The sequence below is a fragment of the Hydrogenophilus hirschii genome (genome assembly GCF_054656675.1).
In genome coordinates, this window is the sequence record NZ_BAAHXQ010000001.1 from 572,061 (window position 1) to 590,655 (window position 18,595).

An 18,595-nucleotide genomic window follows, 5' to 3' on the forward strand; every position below is an offset into this window, starting at 1 on the left:
GGTGAAGATGCAAGCGGATTGGCGTGCGTTGGCGGAGGAGGCCTCATGGCGGTTGCCGACGGCTGCATTGTACGTAGTCGCAACCCCGCTTGGCAACCGGTTCGACCTCTCTGTGCGCGCATTGGCGGTGCTTTCGGGGGTGGCCGGGATTGCGGCAGAAGATACGCGCGTCACGGCGCGGTTGTTGGAAAGTTGGGGGATTCGCACGCCGCTTGTCGCGCTCCACGCCCACAACGAGCGCAGCGCCGCAGAGGTGTTGTGTGCGCGTCTCGCAGCTGGCGAGCACTGGGCGTTGGTGAGTGACGCGGGTACCCCTGCCGTTTCCGATCCCGGTGTCAAAGTGGTCGCCATGGTGCGCGAGCAGGGGTTCCCGGTGGTGGCGATCCCTGGGCCGAGCGCAGTGACCGCGGCGATTTCGATTTCGGGATGGGGAGAGTCGGGTTTTGCTTTTCGGGGTTTTTTGCCGGCAAAAGCGGCGCAACGCCGTGCAGCGATCCGCGAAGCAGCCGCAGGGGATTTGCCTACGGTCTGGTTCGAAACGCCACACCGGATCGACGAAGCGCTGGCCGATTTCGCTGCCACGCTGGGGACGAATCATCCCGTGTTCGTCGCGCGGGAGATGACGAAGCGTTTCGAAGAGAGTTTTCGCGGAACCGTAACCGAGGCCCAAGCGTGGCTGGCGGCACGGCGTGAGCGCAAGCATGGTGAATTCGTTTTGGTCGTTCCACCGGCGAACGACGACTCCGAACGTACGGCAAGGGCAAAGGCCTGGTGCGAACGGTTCATCGCAGCGGGGGTGGCTCGTTCGGAAGCGGTTCGCTGGGCTGCGGAGCTTTTCCAGATTTCCAAGAACCGGTTGTATGATTGGGTGGTTGCGCACGAAAGGATTCGCGATGACAGTTGAGCGGTTTGCTTTGCCCCGGCCTGACGATTGGCATTTGCATGTTCGCGACGGCGCAGCGCTTGCCGCGGTGGTGCCCCATACCGCGGCGGTTTTTGGTCGCGCGCTGATCATGCCCAATTTGAAACCTCCCGTGACCACGGTTGCCGCTGCGCTTGCCTATCGTGAGCGGATCCTTTCCGTGGTTCGTACCCTACCCGGAGCGGCAGCGCGCTTCGAGCCGATCATGACGCTCTATTTGACCGAAACGACGACAGTGACCGAAATCGACCGCGCAGCAGCAACGGAGGGGCGCGTTCGCGCCGTGAAGCTCTATCCGGCTGGGGCAACGACCAATGCCGAGAGCGGCGTTCGGTGCATCGAGCGGGTCTATCCCGTTCTGGAACGGATGGAGGCGCGCGGGATCGTGCTCTGCGTGCATGGTGAAGTCACCGATCCGGAAATCGACCTGTTCGATCGTGAAGCAGTTTTCATCGAACGGGTGCTGGATCCGATCGTGCGCCGTTTCCCGGGGCTCAAAGTGGTGCTCGAGCACATCACCACGGCCGATGCGGTGGCGTTCGTCGAAGCGGCACCAGAAAACGTTGCCGCGACGATCACTGCGCACCACCTGCTTTATAACCGCAATGCGATTTTCCAAGGCGGGATACGTCCCCACTACTACTGCTTGCCGGTGCTCAAGCGGGAGCAGCATCGGCAGGCGCTCGTTCGAGCGGCTACGAGTGGCAACCCCAAATTCTTTTTGGGTACCGATTCGGCACCCCATGCGCGCAGTACGAAAGAGGCCGTCTGTGGGTGCGCAGGCTGTTACACGGCGTACGCCGCGTTGCCGCTGTACGCACAAGCGTTTGCGTCCGTCGGGGCGCTCGATCGGTTACCCGATTTCGCGGCACGCTTCGGCGCCGCATTCTACGGTTTCCCGCAGGCAACCGAGCAGGTGACGTTGGTGCGATGCCCCTGGACGGTACCGCAAACGTTTCCCTATCTTCCCGACGATCCTTTGGTGCCGCTCTGTGCAGGCGAAGCGTTCGAATGGCAGGTGGAGGTGAGTGATGGTGAGGAAAGCGAATGATCTGCGCGTGCGGTTGCTGACCCCTTTCCTTCTGGGGGCAGCGGCGCTCGTTCTGACCGGTTGCGAGAATTCGGCGACGGCGTACCAGATCGAAGGGCGCGAGCACGCGTTGATCTTGGTGCGCGAGCAGCGGCTGCCGTTCGCGGCGATCGAACAGTTCGTTGTGGTGAGTCGTTTGCCGGTCTGTCAGCGCCGTTGGCGCATCCAAGAGGATGGCACGCCGATGACGCCGATGCGGGTCTATCACGCCGGTGATCTCCTTTGGGCGCTCGAGCAAAAGGGCCGTTGGTATTTGGCGACGACAGAAGATTGCAAGGTACAGCGTTGGCCGAACCCCAATCCGCAATCGTTGGGGCCGTTGGTGGGAACGTTTCAAGAAAAAGACGGTCAAGTGGTCTTTGTCGCGGCACAGTAAGCCCTTATAATACTTTCGGAAGTCCGCCAAGGCAGTCGCCGCCGTCGCAACGACGGGGGAGGAAAGTCCGGGCTCCGCAGAGCAGGATGCCGGCTAACGGCCGGGCGCCGTGAGGCGACGGAAAGTGCCACAGAGAACAGACCGCCGATGGCCCGTTTCTACGGGATCAGGCAAGGGTGAAACGGTGGGGTAAGAGCCCACCGCGGTCCGGGTAACCGGACCGGCACGGTAAACCCCATCCGGAGCAAGGCCGAATAGGGAAGCAACGGCGTGGCTCGCGCCGCTTCCGGGTTGGCCGCTCGAGCCTGGCGGTGACGTCAGGCCTAGAGGAATGACTGCCCCAGGCGGTGTTGCCGCCTGCGACAGAACCCGGCTTACTGGCGGGCTTCCACTCTCGCTTCTTTGTCTCTCCTTCCTCTTCAGTTGTACGCATGTGATTCCGCCCCGATTCGGCTAACCGGGGCGCGCACATGGTTCGTCGAATCTTTTTCGCTGGTGTGGATAGCGCCCCGCTGTTTCGTGCAGCGGGGTTTTTCGTTTGGTTGGTGGGATTTGTAAATTTGTTCAGTAGTTTTATGTGGGAACAAGTGGTAAAAAGTGGGGTAAAAGGGGTTTGGGTGGAGCAAGATGTTTCAAGGCGCGGTGGCGCTCACGCTGGATGCGAAAGGGCGGATGACGGTCCCGCAGCGGCACCGCGAACTGCTCTGTCCAGACGGGGCACCACTGGTGCTGACCGCGCATCCCCACCGCTGTGTCGTGCTCTATCCGCAATCCGTTTGGCAGCCGATTCGCGACGAGATCGTTCGCATGCCTGGGCTCGATCCGCGTGCCGCAGCGTTGAAGCGGCTCTTGGTCGGGTTTGCCGAAGAGCAGACGCTCGATGGCGCGGGTCGGGTGTTGTTGGCGCCATCGTTGCGGCAATGGGCCGAGTTGGAAAAGAACGTGTGGTTGGTGGGGCAAGGGAGTCATCTTGAGCTCTGGTCTGAAACCGGCTGGGCGAAACAGCAAGAGGCGATGCGGTCGATCTCCTTTGCCGACCTGCCCGAACCGTTCCAAGGGTTGGCTTTATGAACGTGCAGGGAGCGCACCAACCCGTAATGCTCGGCGAAGCCCTGGAAGCGCTGGCGGTGCGTCCGGACGGGTGTTATCTCGACGCCACCTTTGGCCGAGGGGGGCACAGCCGCGCCATCTTGGCGCGCTTGGGGGCGAATGGACGCGTGGTGGCGCTGGATCGCGATCCTGAAGCAGTGGCCGCAGGCATCGCATTGGCGAAAGTGGACCCTCGGTTTTCGATTGCCCACCGCCCCTTTTCGGAGCTGGGGCAGGCGCTGGATGCGTGGGGCCTTGCCGCGGTCGATGGGGTGCTGTTCGATTTTGGCGTTTCGTCGCCACAACTCGATACCCCGGAGCGGGGAATGAGTTTTCGTTTGGACGCTCCGCTCGACATGCGCATGGATCCGACGCGGGGTGAGCCGGTTCGGGTGTGGTTGGCGACAGCGGAACGCGACGCGATCAAGGAGGTGATCAAACAGTATGGCGAAGAGCGGTTTGCTCATGCGATTGCAAAGGCGATTGTCGCCGCGCGCACCAGAGCACCCATTGTTTCCACGCGGCAGTTGGCCGAGATCGTGGCAAAAGCGGTCCCGCGCCGTGAGCCGGGGCAACACCCAGCGACGCGCACCTTCCAAGCGCTTCGGATTTTTGTGAACCGCGAACTGGAAGAGATCGAACGCGCACTGCCGCAGGCAGTCGCACGGCTGGCGCGGGGCGGACGGCTCGTAGCGATCAGCTTTCACTCGCTCGAGGATCGAATCGTCAAGCGGTTTTTGAGGGCGCAGTGCGAACCGCCGCCGCTTCCGCCAGGTGTGGCGATTCGTGAGGACGAACGGCCCGAGCCCGCGATGCGCTGGGTGGTCAAACGCCTTTTGCCGACCGGCGCGGAATGTGCGCAAAACCCGCGCGCACGGTCCGCGGTGTTGCGCGCTGCGGAGAAGCGATGAGCGCAGGCTGGTGGGACGGCGTGTTGCTGGGGGCGGCGATCGGCTCGGCGATCGCGGTGGTCACCATGCACCACGAAGTACGGGGTTTGGTCCGGGCGGTCGAAGCAGAAAAAGCGACGACGGCACGGATCGAAAGTGAGTGGCGGCGTTTGGAGGTGGCGCGTGCAGCCGCAGAACGGCCGGAGCGGCTGAAAGCGGTCGCGGCGCAAATGGGGTTGGCGCCCCCTGCCGTGGCACGTATCCGGCGCTGGGAGGAGCAGAAACCATGACACACGATTTGGCGGTTGGAACGTTTCGTTTGGCGGTACCGTTGCCCCGCTTGGTTTTCGTTCTGAGCCTTTTCGGGTTGTGCGTCGCATTGGTGGTCGGGCGCGCCGGGTGGTTGGTCGCGGCCGAAAGTCAGTTTCTGCAAGCGCAAGCAGAGCAACGCTATGAGCGGGTGGTCACGGTACCAGCAGCGCGCGGCCGCTTGCTCGATCGCAATGGGACGATCCTGGCGCAATCGGTCGAAACCCATTCGATCTGGGTCGATCCCCAGTTGTGGCAAGCCGCTTCGTCCGAGCAGGTCGAAGCGCTTGCTCGACTGTTGGGAACGACACCCGATGCGATCGAAGCGCAGATCGCCCGGGGCGGAAGCCGTTTCGCCTATTTGAAACGGCATCTCGATCGTCGAACTGCTGAGGCCGTATTGGCGCTCAAAATCCCCGGTGTTTCGGCGCTTCAGGAGCCAAAGCGCGTCTACCCTTACCGCGAGCTCGTCGCGACCGTCGTTGGTATCACCGATATCGACGGAAACGGACTGGAAGGGTTGGAACGCGGTTTTGACAACCGGTTGCAGGGGCATCCTGGCAAGAAGGTGTTGGTGCAGGATCGCCAAGGGCGACCGGTTCGCGAGGGGGAATGGCTGGTGCCGGTTCAGTCCGGGGAAGATCTCATTCTCTCCCTCGACCTCCGCATTCAGGCAGCGGCGTTGAACGCGGTGAAAGACACCGTGACGCAATTTCAAGCAAAGGGCGGCGCGGCAGTGGTGCTCGACGCCAAGAGCGGTGAAGTGTTGGCGATGGCCAACTGGCCCACGTTCGATCCGGAAGCTAGGACGGAACTCGATTGGAACTTGGTGCGGAACCGCGCGATCACCGACAGTTACGAGCCGGGATCGGTGGTCAAGCCGATTCTCGTCGCGCTCGGGTTGGAGCAGAACGTGGTTCGTCCGGAGACACCGATCGACGTGCGTGGTGGGGTGATCAAAGTCTCCGGTTTTTCGATTCGCGACGCCCACGCAAGCGACAGGGTGTTGACCGTCTCGGAAGTGATCCAAAAATCGTCGAACGTCGGCGTGGTCAAAATCGCGCAGAAACTGGACCCCCAAGCGCTGTGGCAACACTATCGGCGCTTTGGTTTCGGCGAACGGCCTAAAATTCCCTTGAAGGGGGCAACGGCAGGTCACTTGTTCCCACCGCAGCACTTGAAACCGATCGAAGTGGCGACGATGGCCTTCGGTCATGGGATGTCGGCGTCGCTCCTGCAGGTGGCAGGCGCCTACCAGGCATTGGCGAACGATGGGTGTCGCTTGCCGATCACCTTCGTTCGGTTAGAAACACTCCCTTCGTGTTCGCAACACCAGCGCGTCGTCTCGTCACGTACGGCACGCACCGTGCGTGCGATGCTGGAGAAGGTGACGGACGTGGGGGGAACGGGAACGCGCGCGCAGGTTGCCGGCTATACGACTGCGGGGAAAACGGGGACGGCGCGTAAAGTGGAAAATGGGCAGTATGTGCAGAAGTATGTCGCGTCGTTCGTCGGTTATGCGCCAGCGACCGACCCGCGAATCGTCGTCGCGGTGATGGTCGATGAGCCAAACGTGCAGAAAGGGTATTACGGAGGCACCGTTGCCGCACCCGCTTTTGCTGAGATCGTTCGCCAAGCGCTCCCCGCATTGGGCGTTTTGCCCGACCAACCCGTACAGGTGGTGGCCGAGTCGCGTGCTCCACGTGGGTGATTCTGGTCGATGAATGTTTCGACGATCTATCCGTGGCCCGATTGGCTCGAAGCGGTTTTTCGCGCGTGCCGTGACCGTTTTCCCAACGCATCGCTTGCGAGCGACTCGCGTCGGATCCAACCCGGTGACCTCTTTTTGGCGTTTCGACACGACGGTCGAAACGGCTGGGACTATGTGACCGATGCCATTCGGCGGGGCGCTGCGGCCGTGATCGCCGATTGCGATCCGGCGGCGTGTGGCGAAGCGGGAACGAAGCCAGAGGGGGCGTCGGCGGACGAACCCGAAATCCTTACCAGTGACACCGGAAAAGAGGTGTTGTTGTGGCGCGTCCCGGGGCTACAGCGCTGGGCGGGGGAGTTGGCCCACCGCTGGTACGAAGCACCCTCTGAACACCTCGCGGTTTGGGGGGTTACCGGTACCAACGGGAAAACGACGGTCAGCCAATGGTTGGCGCAGACGTTGGAGCGGCTCGGATGCGCCACCGGGGTTGTCGGGACTCTGGGGGCAGGGCGGTTGGGGGCGCTCGCTGCGACGGGGTTCACCACCCCCTCCGCTGTGCTGCTCCACACCCTGCTCGCGCGGTTTCGTGAGAGCGGGTGTCGCGCGGCCAGCCTCGAGGTTTCGTCGATCGGTGTCTGTGAGCGGCGCATCGACGGCGTGCGGTTCCAAGGGGCGATTTTTACCAACCTTTCGCGCGACCATCTGGATTACCACGGGTCGCTTGCGGCGTACGCCGAAGCGAAACGCCGTTTCCTTTTTCGCCCGGAGCTTGCCCATCAAATTTTCTGGGTCGATGATCCCTACGGAGCGCTGTGGGGCAGCGCTGCGGCACTAGAAGCCGAACGCACGGGGAGCGAACGCCAGCGTACGGTTTGGTGGGTCGGAACCGAAGCGACCATTCGCCACCTGCAGAGAAGTGGCGCTGCTGCGCACGGTTGCGGTGTTGCTACGGTTGCTTTGACGGCGAAACCGCAATGGATAGACGGGCGCTGGACCGTTCCGGTCTCCGTTCGTTCTGCCGGAGCCAGCCATTTGGCTGGGCACGCGCCCGTTGTGCAGACGGGAACGCTTGAGGTTCCGGCAGCGGGTGCGTTTCAAATCGCGAACGGCGCGCTTGTCTTGGCTGCTTTGTTGGCTGAGGGAATCCCTTTGTCCGATGCGCTCGCTGCGTTGGCGCACGTGGTGCCGCCGCCCGGGCGAATGGAGGTGGTGGCCGAACGCCCGATGGTGGTCGTCGATTACGCGCATACGCCGGACGCGCTGGCACAAGCGCTCGAGAGCCTCCGCCCGATTGCCGCTGCGCGTGGCGGTGCGCTCTGGGTGGTCTTTGGGGCGGGCGGCAATCGCGATGCCGGGAAACGCCCGGAGATGGGACGGGCGGCGGCTGCGTACGCCGATCGGCTGGTGGTGACGAGCGACAATCCCCGCTGGGAGTCGCCGGATGCGATCGCTGCCGCGATTCTGCGTGGGGTTCCTGCGGATCGTTCGGTCATGGTGCAGTTGGATCGCGGCGAAGCGATCCGGTACGCGGTCGTTTCTGCCGCGGCTGACGATGTGATTTTGCTCGCTGGCAAGGGGCACGAGGGGTATCAGGAGATTGCCGGCGAGAAAATCCCCTTTTCCGATCACGAATGCGCGCGCGCTGCGTTGATGGCGCGTGATGCCAAGACGCCGTGCGCCGCGTCTTTTTCGCTTCAGGATCAACGATGAACACATCTTTGGCTGAAATCGCCGCGGCAATCGGGGTGCCGATGCCGCCAGAGGCTCAGGATCGGCGAATCGATGGTGTCACCACCGATTCGCGCGCAGCGTGTTCTGGGAAACTCTTCGTGGCCTTGACGGGGACGCGTTTTGACGGCCACGATTTCGTTGCGGCGGCGCTCACGCAAGGCGCCGTCGCGGCGATGGTTTCGGCAGCGCAATGGGCGCACCACCGAGACCGCACGTCGGTGCCTGCCGATCGCGTTTTACCGGTACCCGACACCTTGGCGGCATTGGGCGCAATCGGACAATGGTGGCGGCGGCAGTGGGGCGGCGCGGTGACCGCGGTGACTGGCAGCGCGGGCAAGACGACGACCAAAACCTTGCTCGCGTCCGCATTGGCTGCGATCTGGGGCGAAAGCCAAGTCTGGGCGACGCCCGGGAACTGGAACAACGCGATTGGCGTGCCACTCACGCTCTGTGGGATCGAAAGAAAGCATCGGGGTGTGGTCGTAGAAGTGGCGATGAATCAACCCGGGGAGATCGTTGCGTTGGGGCGGTTGGCCGAACCCAACGTCGCGGTGGTGTTGAACGCGCTGCGCGCCCACTTGGCCGGGCTGGGTAGCGTCGATGCGGTGGCGGCAGAGAAAGGGTCGCTCGTCACCACGCTCGCATCAGACGGGGTCGCCGTGCTGCCTGCCGATTCCCCTTTTTTCGCCGAATGGCGGGAGCGGGCGCAACCGCGCCAGATCGTGACGTTCGGGCGCGCGCCAGCGGCTATGGTGCGGTTGTGTCATGAGGTTGCCGATGCCGAAGGCATCCGCTGCGAGGTGGTCAGCGACCGGCAAGAAGCCACCGTGCGCCTGCCGTGGGTCGGGCGCCACTTCGCCGAATTGGCCTGTGCCGCGTTGGCGGTGCTCGATGCGCTGCAATTGCCGTGGGAGCCAGCGGTCGCTGCCTGGCAGGCTCTACCCCCCGTGGCGGGTCGGCTGCGGCGGCTGCAGACGCCCACCGGAACGGTCGTTCTCGACGACACGTATAATGCCAACCCCGACGCGATGCGCGCCGCGATCGACGCCCTGATGACATTGCCGCAGCCGCGCAAAGTGGTCGTGATGGGTGAGATGGCGGAACTGGGGGCGCATGGCAGCGAGCTGCACGAGGAGGTTGGCCGCTATGCCAAAGCGGCAGGTGTGACCCATTTTTTGACTTTGGGAACGAACGCCGAAGCGGCGGCTTCAGGGTTCGGCGACGGCGCAATGGCGTTCTCGGCTTTGCCGCGATTGTTGGACGCGCTGTTGCCGCTTCTCGATGCGCAGACAGCCGTTTTGGTGAAAGGTTCGCGCTCGAGTCGCATGGAGCGGGTCGTTACAGCGATCGCCCCATCGGCTGAGTGAGCGCGCAAGGAGAAGGGCATGTTGCTGGAATTGGCGCAATGGTTGGCGCACGAGGTGCGGGCATTCAACGTCTTTACCTACATCACGCTGCGCACGATGCTTGCGGCGCTCACCGCGCTCGTGGTCTCTTTCCTTCTGGGACCTGGTGTGATCCGCTGGTTGGCGGCAAAAAAGTTTGGGCAAGCGGTGCGCCAAGACGGACCGCAGAGCCATTTGATCAAGAGTGGGACGCCGACGATGGGCGGGGTGTTGATCCTGCTCTCCATGACGCTTGCAGTTCTACTCTGGGGGGATTTGCGCAACGCGTACGTTTGGGTGGTGCTTTGGGTCACGCTGGGTTTCGGTCTGGTGGGTTGGGTCGATGACTGGCGCAAAGTGGTGCACCGGGATCCGAAGGGGTTGCCGGCGCGGTGGAAGTACCTTTGGACTTCGGTGATCGCTTTAGCGGCTACCGGTTATCTGGCGTGGCAGGCAACGCTTCCGGTACATACCACGCTGATCGTTCCCTTCTTCAAAGAGGTATCGATTCCGTTGGGCACCGTTGGGTTGGTGGTGCTTGGCTATTTCGTGATCAACGGGGCAAGCCATGCCGTCAATCTCACCGACGGGTTGGACGGTCTGGCGGTGATGCCGGTGGTACTCGTCACCGGGGCGTTGGCGATTTTTGCCTATGTCGCCGGGCACGCGGTTTTTGCACGTTACCTGGGCGTCCCCTATGTGCCGGGAGCAGGCGAATTGGCGGTGGTTTGTGGCGCAATCTGTGGCGCTGGGCTTGGGTTCCTTTGGTTCAACGCGCATCCGGCGCAGGTGTTCATGGGCGATGTCGGTGCGCTGGCGCTGGGCGCAGCGATGGGGGCGATCGCGTTGATCGTCCGGCAAGAGATCGTCTTTTTCATCATGAGTGGGCTTTTCGTCGTCGAAGCGCTGTCGGTGATGCTCCAAGTGGGGTTTTTCAAATACAGCGGGGGAAAGCGGATTTTGCGGATGGCCCCGTTGCACCACCATTTCGAATTGGGTGGCTGGAAAGAGACGCAGGTGGTGGTGCGCTTTTGGATCATCACGATTATTCTGGTGCTGATCGGGTTGTCGACATTGAAACTGCGGTAGGTGGCGATGGATTTGGTCTTGGGCCTTGGGTTGAGCGGTGCGGCGATGGTGCGCTGGTTGGTGGCGCACGGTCTTTCTGTACGCGCTGCCGATACCCGCGCAGCGCCCCCAGAGAAGGAAGCGCTCATCGCCGAATGCCCAGGGGTCGAGTGGCGCTTCGGATGTGTGATGGACGCAGCGCTCCTCGATGGGGTCGATCGGGTCTGGGTGTCGCCGGGGCTGCCCACAGACCTCCCGTGCTTGGTCGCCGCCCGCGCGTGCGGTCTCTCGACTGGCGGGGAACTCGCGCTCTTTGCCGAAGTGCGGCGTGCCCGTGGCGATCGCGCGCCGATTCTGGCGATCACCGGCACCAACGGAAAAAGTACGACGACTGCGCTCGTTTCTCATCTGTTGACCGCGTTGGGGTGGGACGCGCCGCCGCTCGGCAATATCGGCAAACCGCTCCTAGCGGAGGCGTTGGAGCGGGAGCGAACGGGTCGTCCCTGGCCACAGGTATGGGTGGTCGAGCTCTCCAGCTTTCAGCTCGAGGCAGCTGGCACCTTTGCTGCGGATGCGGCGACGATTCTGAATGTGACCGAGGATCACCTCGATCGGCACGGCTCGATGGCCGCGTATGTGCGTGCCAAGGCGCGGATTCTCGAAGGGGCGGCGTGCGCCGTGTTACCGCGCGACGACGCAACGCTCTGGCAATGGCTCGGCGATGCCGCGCAACGCGTGCGAACCGTTACGTTCGGTCTCGACCAGCCGCCAACTGACGAAGACTGGGGCGTTGTTGAATCTGAGGGGCGTTCCTGGTTGGCGTGGGGGGATCGGCTGCTCGTGCCAACCGACCGTTTGGCGCTTCTGGGGCGTCACAACCAGCGCAATGTGTTGGCGGCGCTCGCGCTGGTGGTTCATCTTACGGGGTGGGACGATCGGTTGGCGGCAGCGGTGACCTCTTTCCGCGGGTTACCCCACCGCATGGTGTTGGTCGCGACGCGCAGCGACGGCGTTCGTTTCGTCGAAGATTCGAAAGGAACCAACGTAGGCGCGACGGTTGCGGCGATCACGTCGCTGGATGCGCCGATTCGCTTGCTGGCAGGTGGCGATGGCAAAGGGCAATCGTTCGTGCCCCTTGCTGAAGCGGCGCGGGGACGCGTCCGCTGTGCGTACCTGTACGGCCGCGATCGCACTGCGTTGGCCGAGGCGTTCACGGCAGCGGGTGTCGCGGTCCATTGTTGTGAAAGTCTTGAGGAGGCGACGGCACGGGCCGCCCGCGACGCAGAGCCCGGCGATATCGTGCTGCTGTCTCCTGCGTGTGCCAGTTGGGATCAGTTTCGGGATTACCGCGCACGCGCTGCGTGTTTCGTTGCTGCCGTCGAGCGCCATTTGACCACGGAGCAGATACCGTGATGAAGGTCTGGACCGCGTTGTGGCCTCGAGAACGCCAAGCGGTGGAAACGAAGCTGCCCACTCACGTTTGGCTCCCGGCGCAGTTGCGCCCCTACTTCGACCGGCCTGGCGCACCTGACCCGTTGCTGCTCTGGCCAACGCTTTTGCTTGTCAGTTGGGGCCTGGTGATGGTCTATTCGGCAAGCATCGCGGTGGCTGCGGAACAGTACGGGACCCCCTATTTCTTCTTGATTCGGCAGCTAGTCTTCGTTGCGATCGGTTTGGGCGTGGCGTGGTGGACCTATCGCTTGCCGTTGCGCTGGTGGGAAAGGAATAGTCGCTGGCTTTTTGCGGCGTCGCTCGTCTTGCTTGTCCTGGTGCTGATCCCTGGGATCGGGAAAACGGTCAATGGGGCGCAGCGATGGATTGCGCTGGGGCCGCTCAATCTCCAACCTGCAGAGATCGTCAAATTCACGATCGCGCTTTTTGCCGCCAACTACACCGTGCACCATTTCCATGCGATGGAGCGCTTCTTTGCCGGGTTTTTCCCGTTTTTGCTCATGGTCGCGGCGGTCGGTTCGTTGCTGCTTTGGCAACCCGATTTCGGCTCGCTCGTGGTGGTGAGCGCAGTGGCGTTTAGCATCCTTTTCATGGGCGGGCTCAGTTGGCGAATCGTCGGGTTACTCATAGCCGCGGCGCTTTTGTTGTTTGCCGCGTTGGTCGTCGTCTCCCCCTACCGGATGCAGCGATTCGTGGCGTTTCTTGATCCGTGGTCGGACCCGTTGGGGAAAGGGTATCAATTGACCCATGCCCTGATCGCCTTCGGTCGTGGGGAATGGTTGGGGGTTGGCTTGGGCGGCAGCATCGAAAAACTCTTCTATTTGCCCGAAGCGCACACCGATTTCATTCTGGCCGTGATCGGTGAGGAGTTGGGCTGGTTGGGGGTTGTGACCGTGGTGCTCCTGTTTGCGGTCTTGGTTTGGCGTATGGTGGACGTGGGGCGACGGCTGGTGCAGGTGGAGGCCTATTTCGCCGGTTTGTCCGTGATCGGCGTGGCGCTTGGCGTCGGCGTGCAGGCAGCGATCAACATGGGGGTCAATGTCGGATTGTTGCCGACGAAAGGGCTCGCGCTGCCGTTCATGAGTTACGGCGGTTCGGCACTGGTGATGAACCTGCTCGCGGTGGCGTTCGTGATGCGGGCAGAATGGGAGTTGCGATCGTTATGTCGTCGGAACCCCGTGTAGCTGCGCTTGCCGCCGGCGGGACAGGCGGACACATCTTTCCGGCACTTGCGGTCGCGCACGCGCTCGAACGCCGCGGCTGGACCGTGGTTTGGCTGGGGAATTCGGCTGGGCTGGAAGCGAAAATTGCGGCGGAAAACGGGATTGCGTTTTATGACGTGGCGTTCGGTCAGGTGCGGGGTAAAGGGTGGCGCCGTTGGTTGTCGTTGCCGGTTGCGCTAGCCCAGGCAACGGGTCGGGCGGTTCGGGGTTTGCGCGCCCATCGGGTTTCTGTGGTCGCGACGTTCGGAGGATACGTCTCGGTTCCCGCTGCGCTCGCGGCCAAACGGTTGCGGTTGCCACTGGTGATCCATGAGCAGAACGCGCGCGCGGGGCTGGCCAACCGGGTGCTCGCGCCACTTGCCAGCCGCGTGTTGACCGCGTTTTCCAATGGGTTGCGCCGCGCAGAAGTGGTGGGAAACCCGGTCCGCGATGCGATCGTCGCGCAACCGGAGCCATCGCTGCGCTATCGTGACCGGGAAGGGCCGTTGCGCCTTTTGGTGTTGGGCGGTAGCCTGGGGGCGCAGCGGCTCAACCGACTGGTTCCGGTTGCGCTTCGGTTGCTGGCGCCCTCGGAACGCCCGTTGGTGCGCCACCAAACGGGGGAACGCGATTACGAGGCAACGCTGGCTGCCTACCGCGATGCGGGTGTGACCGCACAGTGCGAACCGTTCATCGTCGAGATGGGGGCGGCGTTGGCGGGAAGCGACTGGGTTGTGTGTCGTGCGGGTGCGATGACGGTCTCTGAAGTGGCGGCGGTTGGGGTTGCGGCCCATTTTGTTCCCTATCCGTACGCCGTCGATGATCATCAATACGCGAACGCCCAATGGCTGGTGGCGCAGGATGCGGCGCTGGTAACGCGCGAGGCCGATTTGACGCCGGAGCGGTTGGCCGATTGGTTGCGTCACGCTTCGCGAGCCGACGCGGCCCGCATCGCGCAGCGAGCCTACGCGTTGGGTATCCGTGACGCCCAAGTGCGTATCGCTCAAGTGATCGAGGAGATAACCAACCGATGAAACATCGGGTACGAAAAGTTCATTTCGTAGGCATCGGCGGTGTTGGCATGAGCGGCATCGCGGAGGTTTTGGTCCAGATGGGGTTTGCGGTGAGCGGCTCCGATCTGACGCTCAGTCCAACGGTCGAACGGTTGCGCCAAATGGGGGTGACCGTGTTCCTCGGACACGACGCAGCGCACCTTCAGGATGCCGACGCGGTGGTCGTCTCTTCCGCAATCACGCCCGACAACCCCGAGTGGGGCGAGGCGCGAAAGCGGCGGATTCCGGTCGTGCCGCGTGCCGAAATGTTGGCCGAGCTGATGCGCTTTCGCCAAGGTATTGCGATTGCCGGCACGCACGGCAAGACGACCACGACCTCGCTCGTCGCTACCTTGTTGGCCGAAGCCGGACTCGATCCTACTTTCGTGATCGGTGGGCGGCTGTTGGCTGCGGGCAGTAACGCCAAATTGGGTTCAGGTGCTTATCTCGTCGCGGAAGCGGACGAATCGGACGCCTCTTTCTTGCACCTTTCCCCCGTGATCGCGGTGGTGACCAACATCGACGCCGATCATATGGCCACCTACGGCCACGATTTCGAGCGGTTGAAGGCGCACTTTCTGGAGTTTCTCCACCGCCTGCCGTTTTGGGGGGTCGCGGTCCTGTGTTGGGACGAAGCGCCGGTGCGCGAAATTGCCCAGCGGTGTAGCCGCGTGGTACTCTCGTATGGGTTCCATCCGGAGGCGATGGTCCAGGCAGAAGACGTGGTGGTGCGTGACGGCAAAACCCATTTCACGCTGGTGCGCCGCAACGGTCAGGCGCGGCGCACCGCAGTGACGATGTCGCTTCTGGGAACGCACAACGTGCGCAACGCGCTCGCGGCGGCTGCGGTGGCGAGTGAATTGGGGGTCGATGACGAAACCATCGCGCGGGGGCTTGCGACGTTTCAGGGAGTTGCCCGCCGGTTCGAACGCCATGGGTGGTTCGTGCTGACGAATCCAACTGGTGCGCGTGTGCGGTTCGAACTGGTCGACGACTACGGCCACCATCCGCGGGAGCTCGCCGCAACGATCGAGGCTGCTCGTTTGGCCTATCCAAACCGGCGTCTGATCCTTGTCTTTCAACCCCATCGCTATACCCGCACGCGCGACTGTTTCGACGACTTCGCCCAGGTGCTTTCCGAGGTAGATGGTTTGGTCTTGACCGAAGTCTATCCGGCGGGCGAAGAGCCGATCCCGGCAGCCGACGGCCGAGCGCTCGCTCGTGCCGTTCGGTTGCGCGGACGGGTCGAACCGGTTTTCGTCGATGCGATCGACGGGATTCCTGAGGCGCTTGCCGCGGTGGTCCAAGACCACGATCTCGTGCTCAGTATGGGGGCGGGGTCGATCGGGACGTTGCCCCGCTTGCTGGCACCTTACGCGGAGCAGGCATGATGCGCGAACGGATAGCCGTTTTGATGGGCGGGGCGTCCGCGGAACGGACGATTTCGCTCCGCTCCGGAAATGCCGTGTGTGCGGCGCTTACCCGAGCGGGGTTTGACGTGGTCCCGTTCGATCCCAAACTGCGCGACTGGCCGGAGTTGACGCAGGAAGGGGTTACCAAGGCGTTCGTCGTCCTGCACGGACGGGGGGGCGAAGATGGGACCGCGCAAGCGATACTCGAGTGGTTGCGCATTCCCTATACGGGAAGTGGTGTGTTAGCAAGCGCGCTGGCCATGGACAAATGGCGGACCAAGCTCGTTTGGCAGGCGGTGGGATTGCCGGTGATTCCTGGGATTCGCGTGACACGGGATGCGTGGCAGCGAGATGCCGACGCCGTGCTCGACACGGTGCGGGAAGCGGTTCCGGCACCGTGGTTCGTCAAGCCGGTCCATGAGGGTTCGAGCGTTGGGGCGGGGGCTGCTGCGAATCGGGACGCACTGGTTACGCGCATCGAAGCGGCGTTGGCGTACGACGACGACGTGCTCGTCGAGCAGCAGGTGCGGGGGCGGGAATTGACCGTGGCGTTCCTCGGCGATGAGGTCTTGCCTGTGATCGAGATCGAAGCGCCCGAAGGCAATTACGATTTTCACCACAAATATGAGAGTAGCGATACGCGCTACCATTGCCCGGCACCCCTTCCGGAGTCGATCTTGCGGGGATTGGAAACGCTCGTTGTGCAGGCGCGCGACGCATTGGGTTGTGAAGGATGGGGCCGTGTCGATCTTCTCTGGGACGGGAGCGAGGCGAAATTGCTCGAAATGAATACGGCGCCCGGTATGACCGACCATTCGTTGGTCCCGATGGCGGCGCGTGCCGTGTGTCTGGATTTCGACCAACTCTGTGTGCGCATTCTCGAAACAGCGCGGCTCAAAGGGGGCTTTTCGTGCGCGCACGGTTGAGTGGCGTGCAACGGTGGCGGTTGGGCGCGAAAGTTGCGTTCGCAGGGGCGTTGCTCGTCTGGGGGCTTGGCTTGTTGGCTTTGGTGCGGGAGCGGCTCTTCGTGCCGGTTCGAGAGGTTGCGCTGATGGTGGCCGAAGGGTCGGTTGCCCAGATCGATCCGGAACAGGTGGTCGAGACGGTGACGCAGCAGGTGCGCGGGCAGGCGCTCTGGGAAGTCGATCTGATCCGCATCGAGCGGCAATTGAAGGCGTTTTCCGTCGTCGATCGGGTTCGGGTGGAGCGCGTTTGGCCGGACCGACTGGTGATCGAGTTGGCGTTGCGCAAACCGGTATTGCGCTGGCGCAATTTGGATGACGGCACATGGCGCTGGATCGACGCGCAAGGGCGCCCATTCCAAGATCGGCTTTCCCCCGAAAATGGCGAAGAGATTTGGCTTGCCGCACACGAGGCGCAATTGGTCGACGCGTTTCGCAACCTTCGAGTGGTTGCACCAGTCTTGCCCGATACGTTACACCTCAGCGGAATCACGCTGTCCCCATTGGGTGCGATCACGGTGACCTTCGTCGAACCCGTCGAATGGTTCCTGGGAACCGTCGCCTCACCTGCAGCAGCGAAACAGCGGGTGGCGTGGCTGAGCCAGCGTTGGCCGCAGTTGGTCAGCCGTTTGGGGGCGATGCCATCGCGCGTCGATTTGCGCCACGACCAGGCTTTCGCGGTCTCGTTACCTCCTGCGCCTGCAACCGAACAGGACCGAAACGGATGAGCGAACGGACAGCCCCTTTTCTTGCCCTCGATATCGGTACCGCGAAAACCGTAGCGGTCGTAGCACGCCGACGCCCCGAGGGGGGCGTCGACGTCTTGCACCTGGTCGAAGTGCCCACAGGGATGGGGTTGCGGCACGGCATGGTCGTCAATATCGACGCCACGTTGGCCGTGGTTGCTCGCGTTGCCGAAACGTTGCAAGAGAAAATCGAAACGAACTTTTCGGAGGTCCGCGCGACGATCAGCGGCGCACACCTCGCTTGCTTGGACAACGAAGGGATCGTGCCCGTGCACGGTGCGGAAGTCTCCGAACAGGATGTCGCGCGCGTCTTGGAGGCCGCCAAACAGCTGCCGCTTGCCGAAGATCGCCAATTGTTGCACGCGCTGGTGCAGGAGTTCGTACTCGACGATCTGGGCGGAATCGCGAACCCGGTGGGGATGAGCGGACGAAAACTGGCGGTACGGGTGCATGTCGTCACCGGATTGAAGAGCGCAACGCACAATTTGGTGAAATGTATTCGTCGCGCGGGGTTGAATTTGACCACGTTGATGGTGCAAGGGCTGGCTGCGGCGCAAGCGGTGCTTACCGAAGACGAAAAAGCGCTGGGCGTGTTGCTCCTCGATATCGGCGCCGGGACGACCGATATGGTGGTCTATGCGCAAGGAGCGGTTCGGTATTGCACCGCGTTGCCGCTGGGTGGGGATCGCATCACCCATGACATCGCGATGGCGCTGCGCACCCCCGCTGCCGACGCGGAACGGCTCAAATGTGCGTACGGCGCGGCATCCTACGACTGGGTGGCGATGGATGAGTTCGTCGATGCCCCGGCGATTGGCGACCGCCCCCCGCGGCGTTTGGCGCGGCAGCGGCTCGTCGACGTGATCCACCCGCGCGTCGAGGAGATTTTCGAAATGGCGTTGGAAACGCTGCGCGAGCAGGGGCTCGAAGAGCAGATCAGCGCCGGCGTAGTCCTGACCGGGGGAAGCGCGAAATTGAGCGGCATTTCGGATCTGGCGGAAGCCGTTTTCGGAGCACCGGCGCGGGTGGGAATTCCCTATTTGAGCAATGAAGCCGAAAAGTGGGAGGATCCTGCGTATGCTGCGGTCAGTGGTCTGCTGCACGCACAATGGGGGGATGCTGCGGTTTGGACCAAACGGCGGTCCGGGTGGTTCGCGCAGTTGCTGCGTTGGTTTTTTGGCACAGAAAATCGTTGATT

17 protein-coding genes and 1 other RNA gene are annotated in these 18,595 nt (G+C 62.9%); all 18 read left to right on the forward strand.

Going from position 1 to position 18,595, the window contains the following annotated elements; translation table 11 throughout:
• Positions 1 to 7 precede the first annotated feature (7 nt).
• The 18 genes from rsmI to ftsA all read left to right on the forward strand — a co-directional run bounded on the left by rsmI (position 8) and on the right by ftsA (position 18,593).
• Positions 8 to 904: a 16S rRNA (cytidine(1402)-2'-O)-methyltransferase gene (rsmI, locus tag ACYQ4Z_RS02900; protein WP_119336066.1), complete on the forward strand. Its 897-nt coding sequence runs from the start codon at positions 8 to 10 to the stop codon at positions 902 to 904.
• Entirely contained in the window at positions 894 to 1,973 is a 1,080-nt protein-coding gene (gene pyrC / locus ACYQ4Z_RS02905; RefSeq protein WP_459859991.1) for a dihydroorotase, read from the forward strand. Before rsmI ends, pyrC begins: the two co-directional genes overlap by 11 nt.
• A complete protein-coding gene (locus tag ACYQ4Z_RS02910) occupies positions 1,954 to 2,388 on the forward strand; it encodes a hypothetical protein (protein WP_197713772.1) in 435 nt (144 codons plus the stop codon). Before pyrC ends, ACYQ4Z_RS02910 begins: the two co-directional genes overlap by 20 nt.
• Positions 2,389 to 2,406: 18 nt before the next feature.
• Positions 2,407 to 2,781, forward strand: an RNA gene (gene rnpB, locus ACYQ4Z_RS02915) — RNase P RNA component class A.
• A 234-nt stretch (positions 2,782 to 3,015) separates the two neighbouring features.
• Positions 3,016 to 3,459 (forward strand): division/cell wall cluster transcriptional repressor MraZ, encoded by a 444-nt coding sequence (gene mraZ, locus ACYQ4Z_RS02920; protein ID WP_119334808.1) that lies wholly within the window; start codon positions 3,016 to 3,018, stop codon positions 3,457 to 3,459.
• A complete protein-coding gene (gene rsmH, locus ACYQ4Z_RS02925; RefSeq protein WP_219972548.1) occupies positions 3,456 to 4,388 on the forward strand; it encodes a 16S rRNA (cytosine(1402)-N(4))-methyltransferase RsmH in 933 nt (310 codons plus the stop codon). Before mraZ ends, rsmH begins: the two co-directional genes overlap by 4 nt.
• Entirely contained in the window at positions 4,385 to 4,657 is a 273-nt protein-coding gene (gene ftsL, locus ACYQ4Z_RS02930; RefSeq protein WP_170141264.1) for a cell division protein FtsL, read from the forward strand. Before rsmH ends, ftsL begins: the two co-directional genes overlap by 4 nt.
• Positions 4,654 to 6,387, forward strand: a complete 1,734-nt coding sequence (locus tag ACYQ4Z_RS02935; protein ID WP_459859993.1) for a peptidoglycan D,D-transpeptidase FtsI family protein — start codon at positions 4,654 to 4,656, stop codon at positions 6,385 to 6,387. Before ftsL ends, ACYQ4Z_RS02935 begins: the two co-directional genes overlap by 4 nt.
• A 9-nt stretch (positions 6,388 to 6,396) precedes the next feature.
• Positions 6,397 to 8,097, forward strand: a complete 1,701-nt coding sequence (locus ACYQ4Z_RS02940) for a Mur ligase family protein (protein WP_219972546.1) — start codon at positions 6,397 to 6,399, stop codon at positions 8,095 to 8,097.
• Positions 8,094 to 9,485: a UDP-N-acetylmuramoyl-tripeptide--D-alanyl-D-alanine ligase gene (locus tag ACYQ4Z_RS02945; protein ID WP_459859995.1), complete on the forward strand. Its 1,392-nt coding sequence runs from the start codon at positions 8,094 to 8,096 to the stop codon at positions 9,483 to 9,485. The genes ACYQ4Z_RS02940 and ACYQ4Z_RS02945 overlap by 4 nt, the downstream gene beginning before the upstream one ends.
• 18 nt (positions 9,486 to 9,503) lie before the next feature.
• Positions 9,504 to 10,592 carry a phospho-N-acetylmuramoyl-pentapeptide-transferase gene (gene mraY, locus ACYQ4Z_RS02950; RefSeq protein ID WP_119334814.1) on the forward strand — a complete coding sequence of 363 codons (1,089 nt, stop codon included), beginning with the start codon at positions 9,504 to 9,506 and terminating at the stop codon, positions 10,590 to 10,592.
• Between the two features lie 6 nt (positions 10,593 to 10,598).
• Positions 10,599 to 11,984: a UDP-N-acetylmuramoyl-L-alanine--D-glutamate ligase gene (murD, locus tag ACYQ4Z_RS02955; RefSeq protein WP_459859997.1), complete on the forward strand. Its 1,386-nt coding sequence runs from the start codon at positions 10,599 to 10,601 to the stop codon at positions 11,982 to 11,984.
• Positions 11,984 to 13,207: a putative lipid II flippase FtsW gene (gene ftsW / locus ACYQ4Z_RS02960; RefSeq protein ID WP_219972544.1), complete on the forward strand. Its 1,224-nt coding sequence runs from the start codon at positions 11,984 to 11,986 to the stop codon at positions 13,205 to 13,207. The genes murD and ftsW overlap by 1 nt, the downstream gene beginning before the upstream one ends.
• Positions 13,186 to 14,259, forward strand: coding sequence for an undecaprenyldiphospho-muramoylpentapeptide beta-N-acetylglucosaminyltransferase (gene murG / locus ACYQ4Z_RS02965; RefSeq protein WP_219972543.1), 1,074 nt, complete (start codon positions 13,186 to 13,188; stop codon positions 14,257 to 14,259). The genes ftsW and murG overlap by 22 nt, the downstream gene beginning before the upstream one ends.
• Positions 14,256 to 15,668 (forward strand): UDP-N-acetylmuramate--L-alanine ligase, encoded by a 1,413-nt coding sequence (murC, locus tag ACYQ4Z_RS02970; protein ID WP_459859998.1) that lies wholly within the window; start codon positions 14,256 to 14,258, stop codon positions 15,666 to 15,668. The genes murG and murC overlap by 4 nt, the downstream gene beginning before the upstream one ends.
• Positions 15,668 to 16,615: a D-alanine--D-alanine ligase gene (locus ACYQ4Z_RS02975; RefSeq protein ID WP_119334819.1), complete on the forward strand. Its 948-nt coding sequence runs from the start codon at positions 15,668 to 15,670 to the stop codon at positions 16,613 to 16,615. Before murC ends, ACYQ4Z_RS02975 begins: the two co-directional genes overlap by 1 nt.
• Positions 16,600 to 17,379, forward strand: a complete 780-nt coding sequence (locus tag ACYQ4Z_RS02980; protein WP_219972541.1) for a cell division protein FtsQ/DivIB — start codon at positions 16,600 to 16,602, stop codon at positions 17,377 to 17,379. The genes ACYQ4Z_RS02975 and ACYQ4Z_RS02980 overlap by 16 nt, the downstream gene beginning before the upstream one ends.
• Positions 17,376 to 18,593, forward strand: coding sequence for a cell division protein FtsA (ftsA, locus tag ACYQ4Z_RS02985; protein WP_119334821.1), 1,218 nt, complete (start codon positions 17,376 to 17,378; stop codon positions 18,591 to 18,593). The genes ACYQ4Z_RS02980 and ftsA overlap by 4 nt, the downstream gene beginning before the upstream one ends.
• Positions 18,594 to 18,595: the final 2 nt, after the last annotated feature.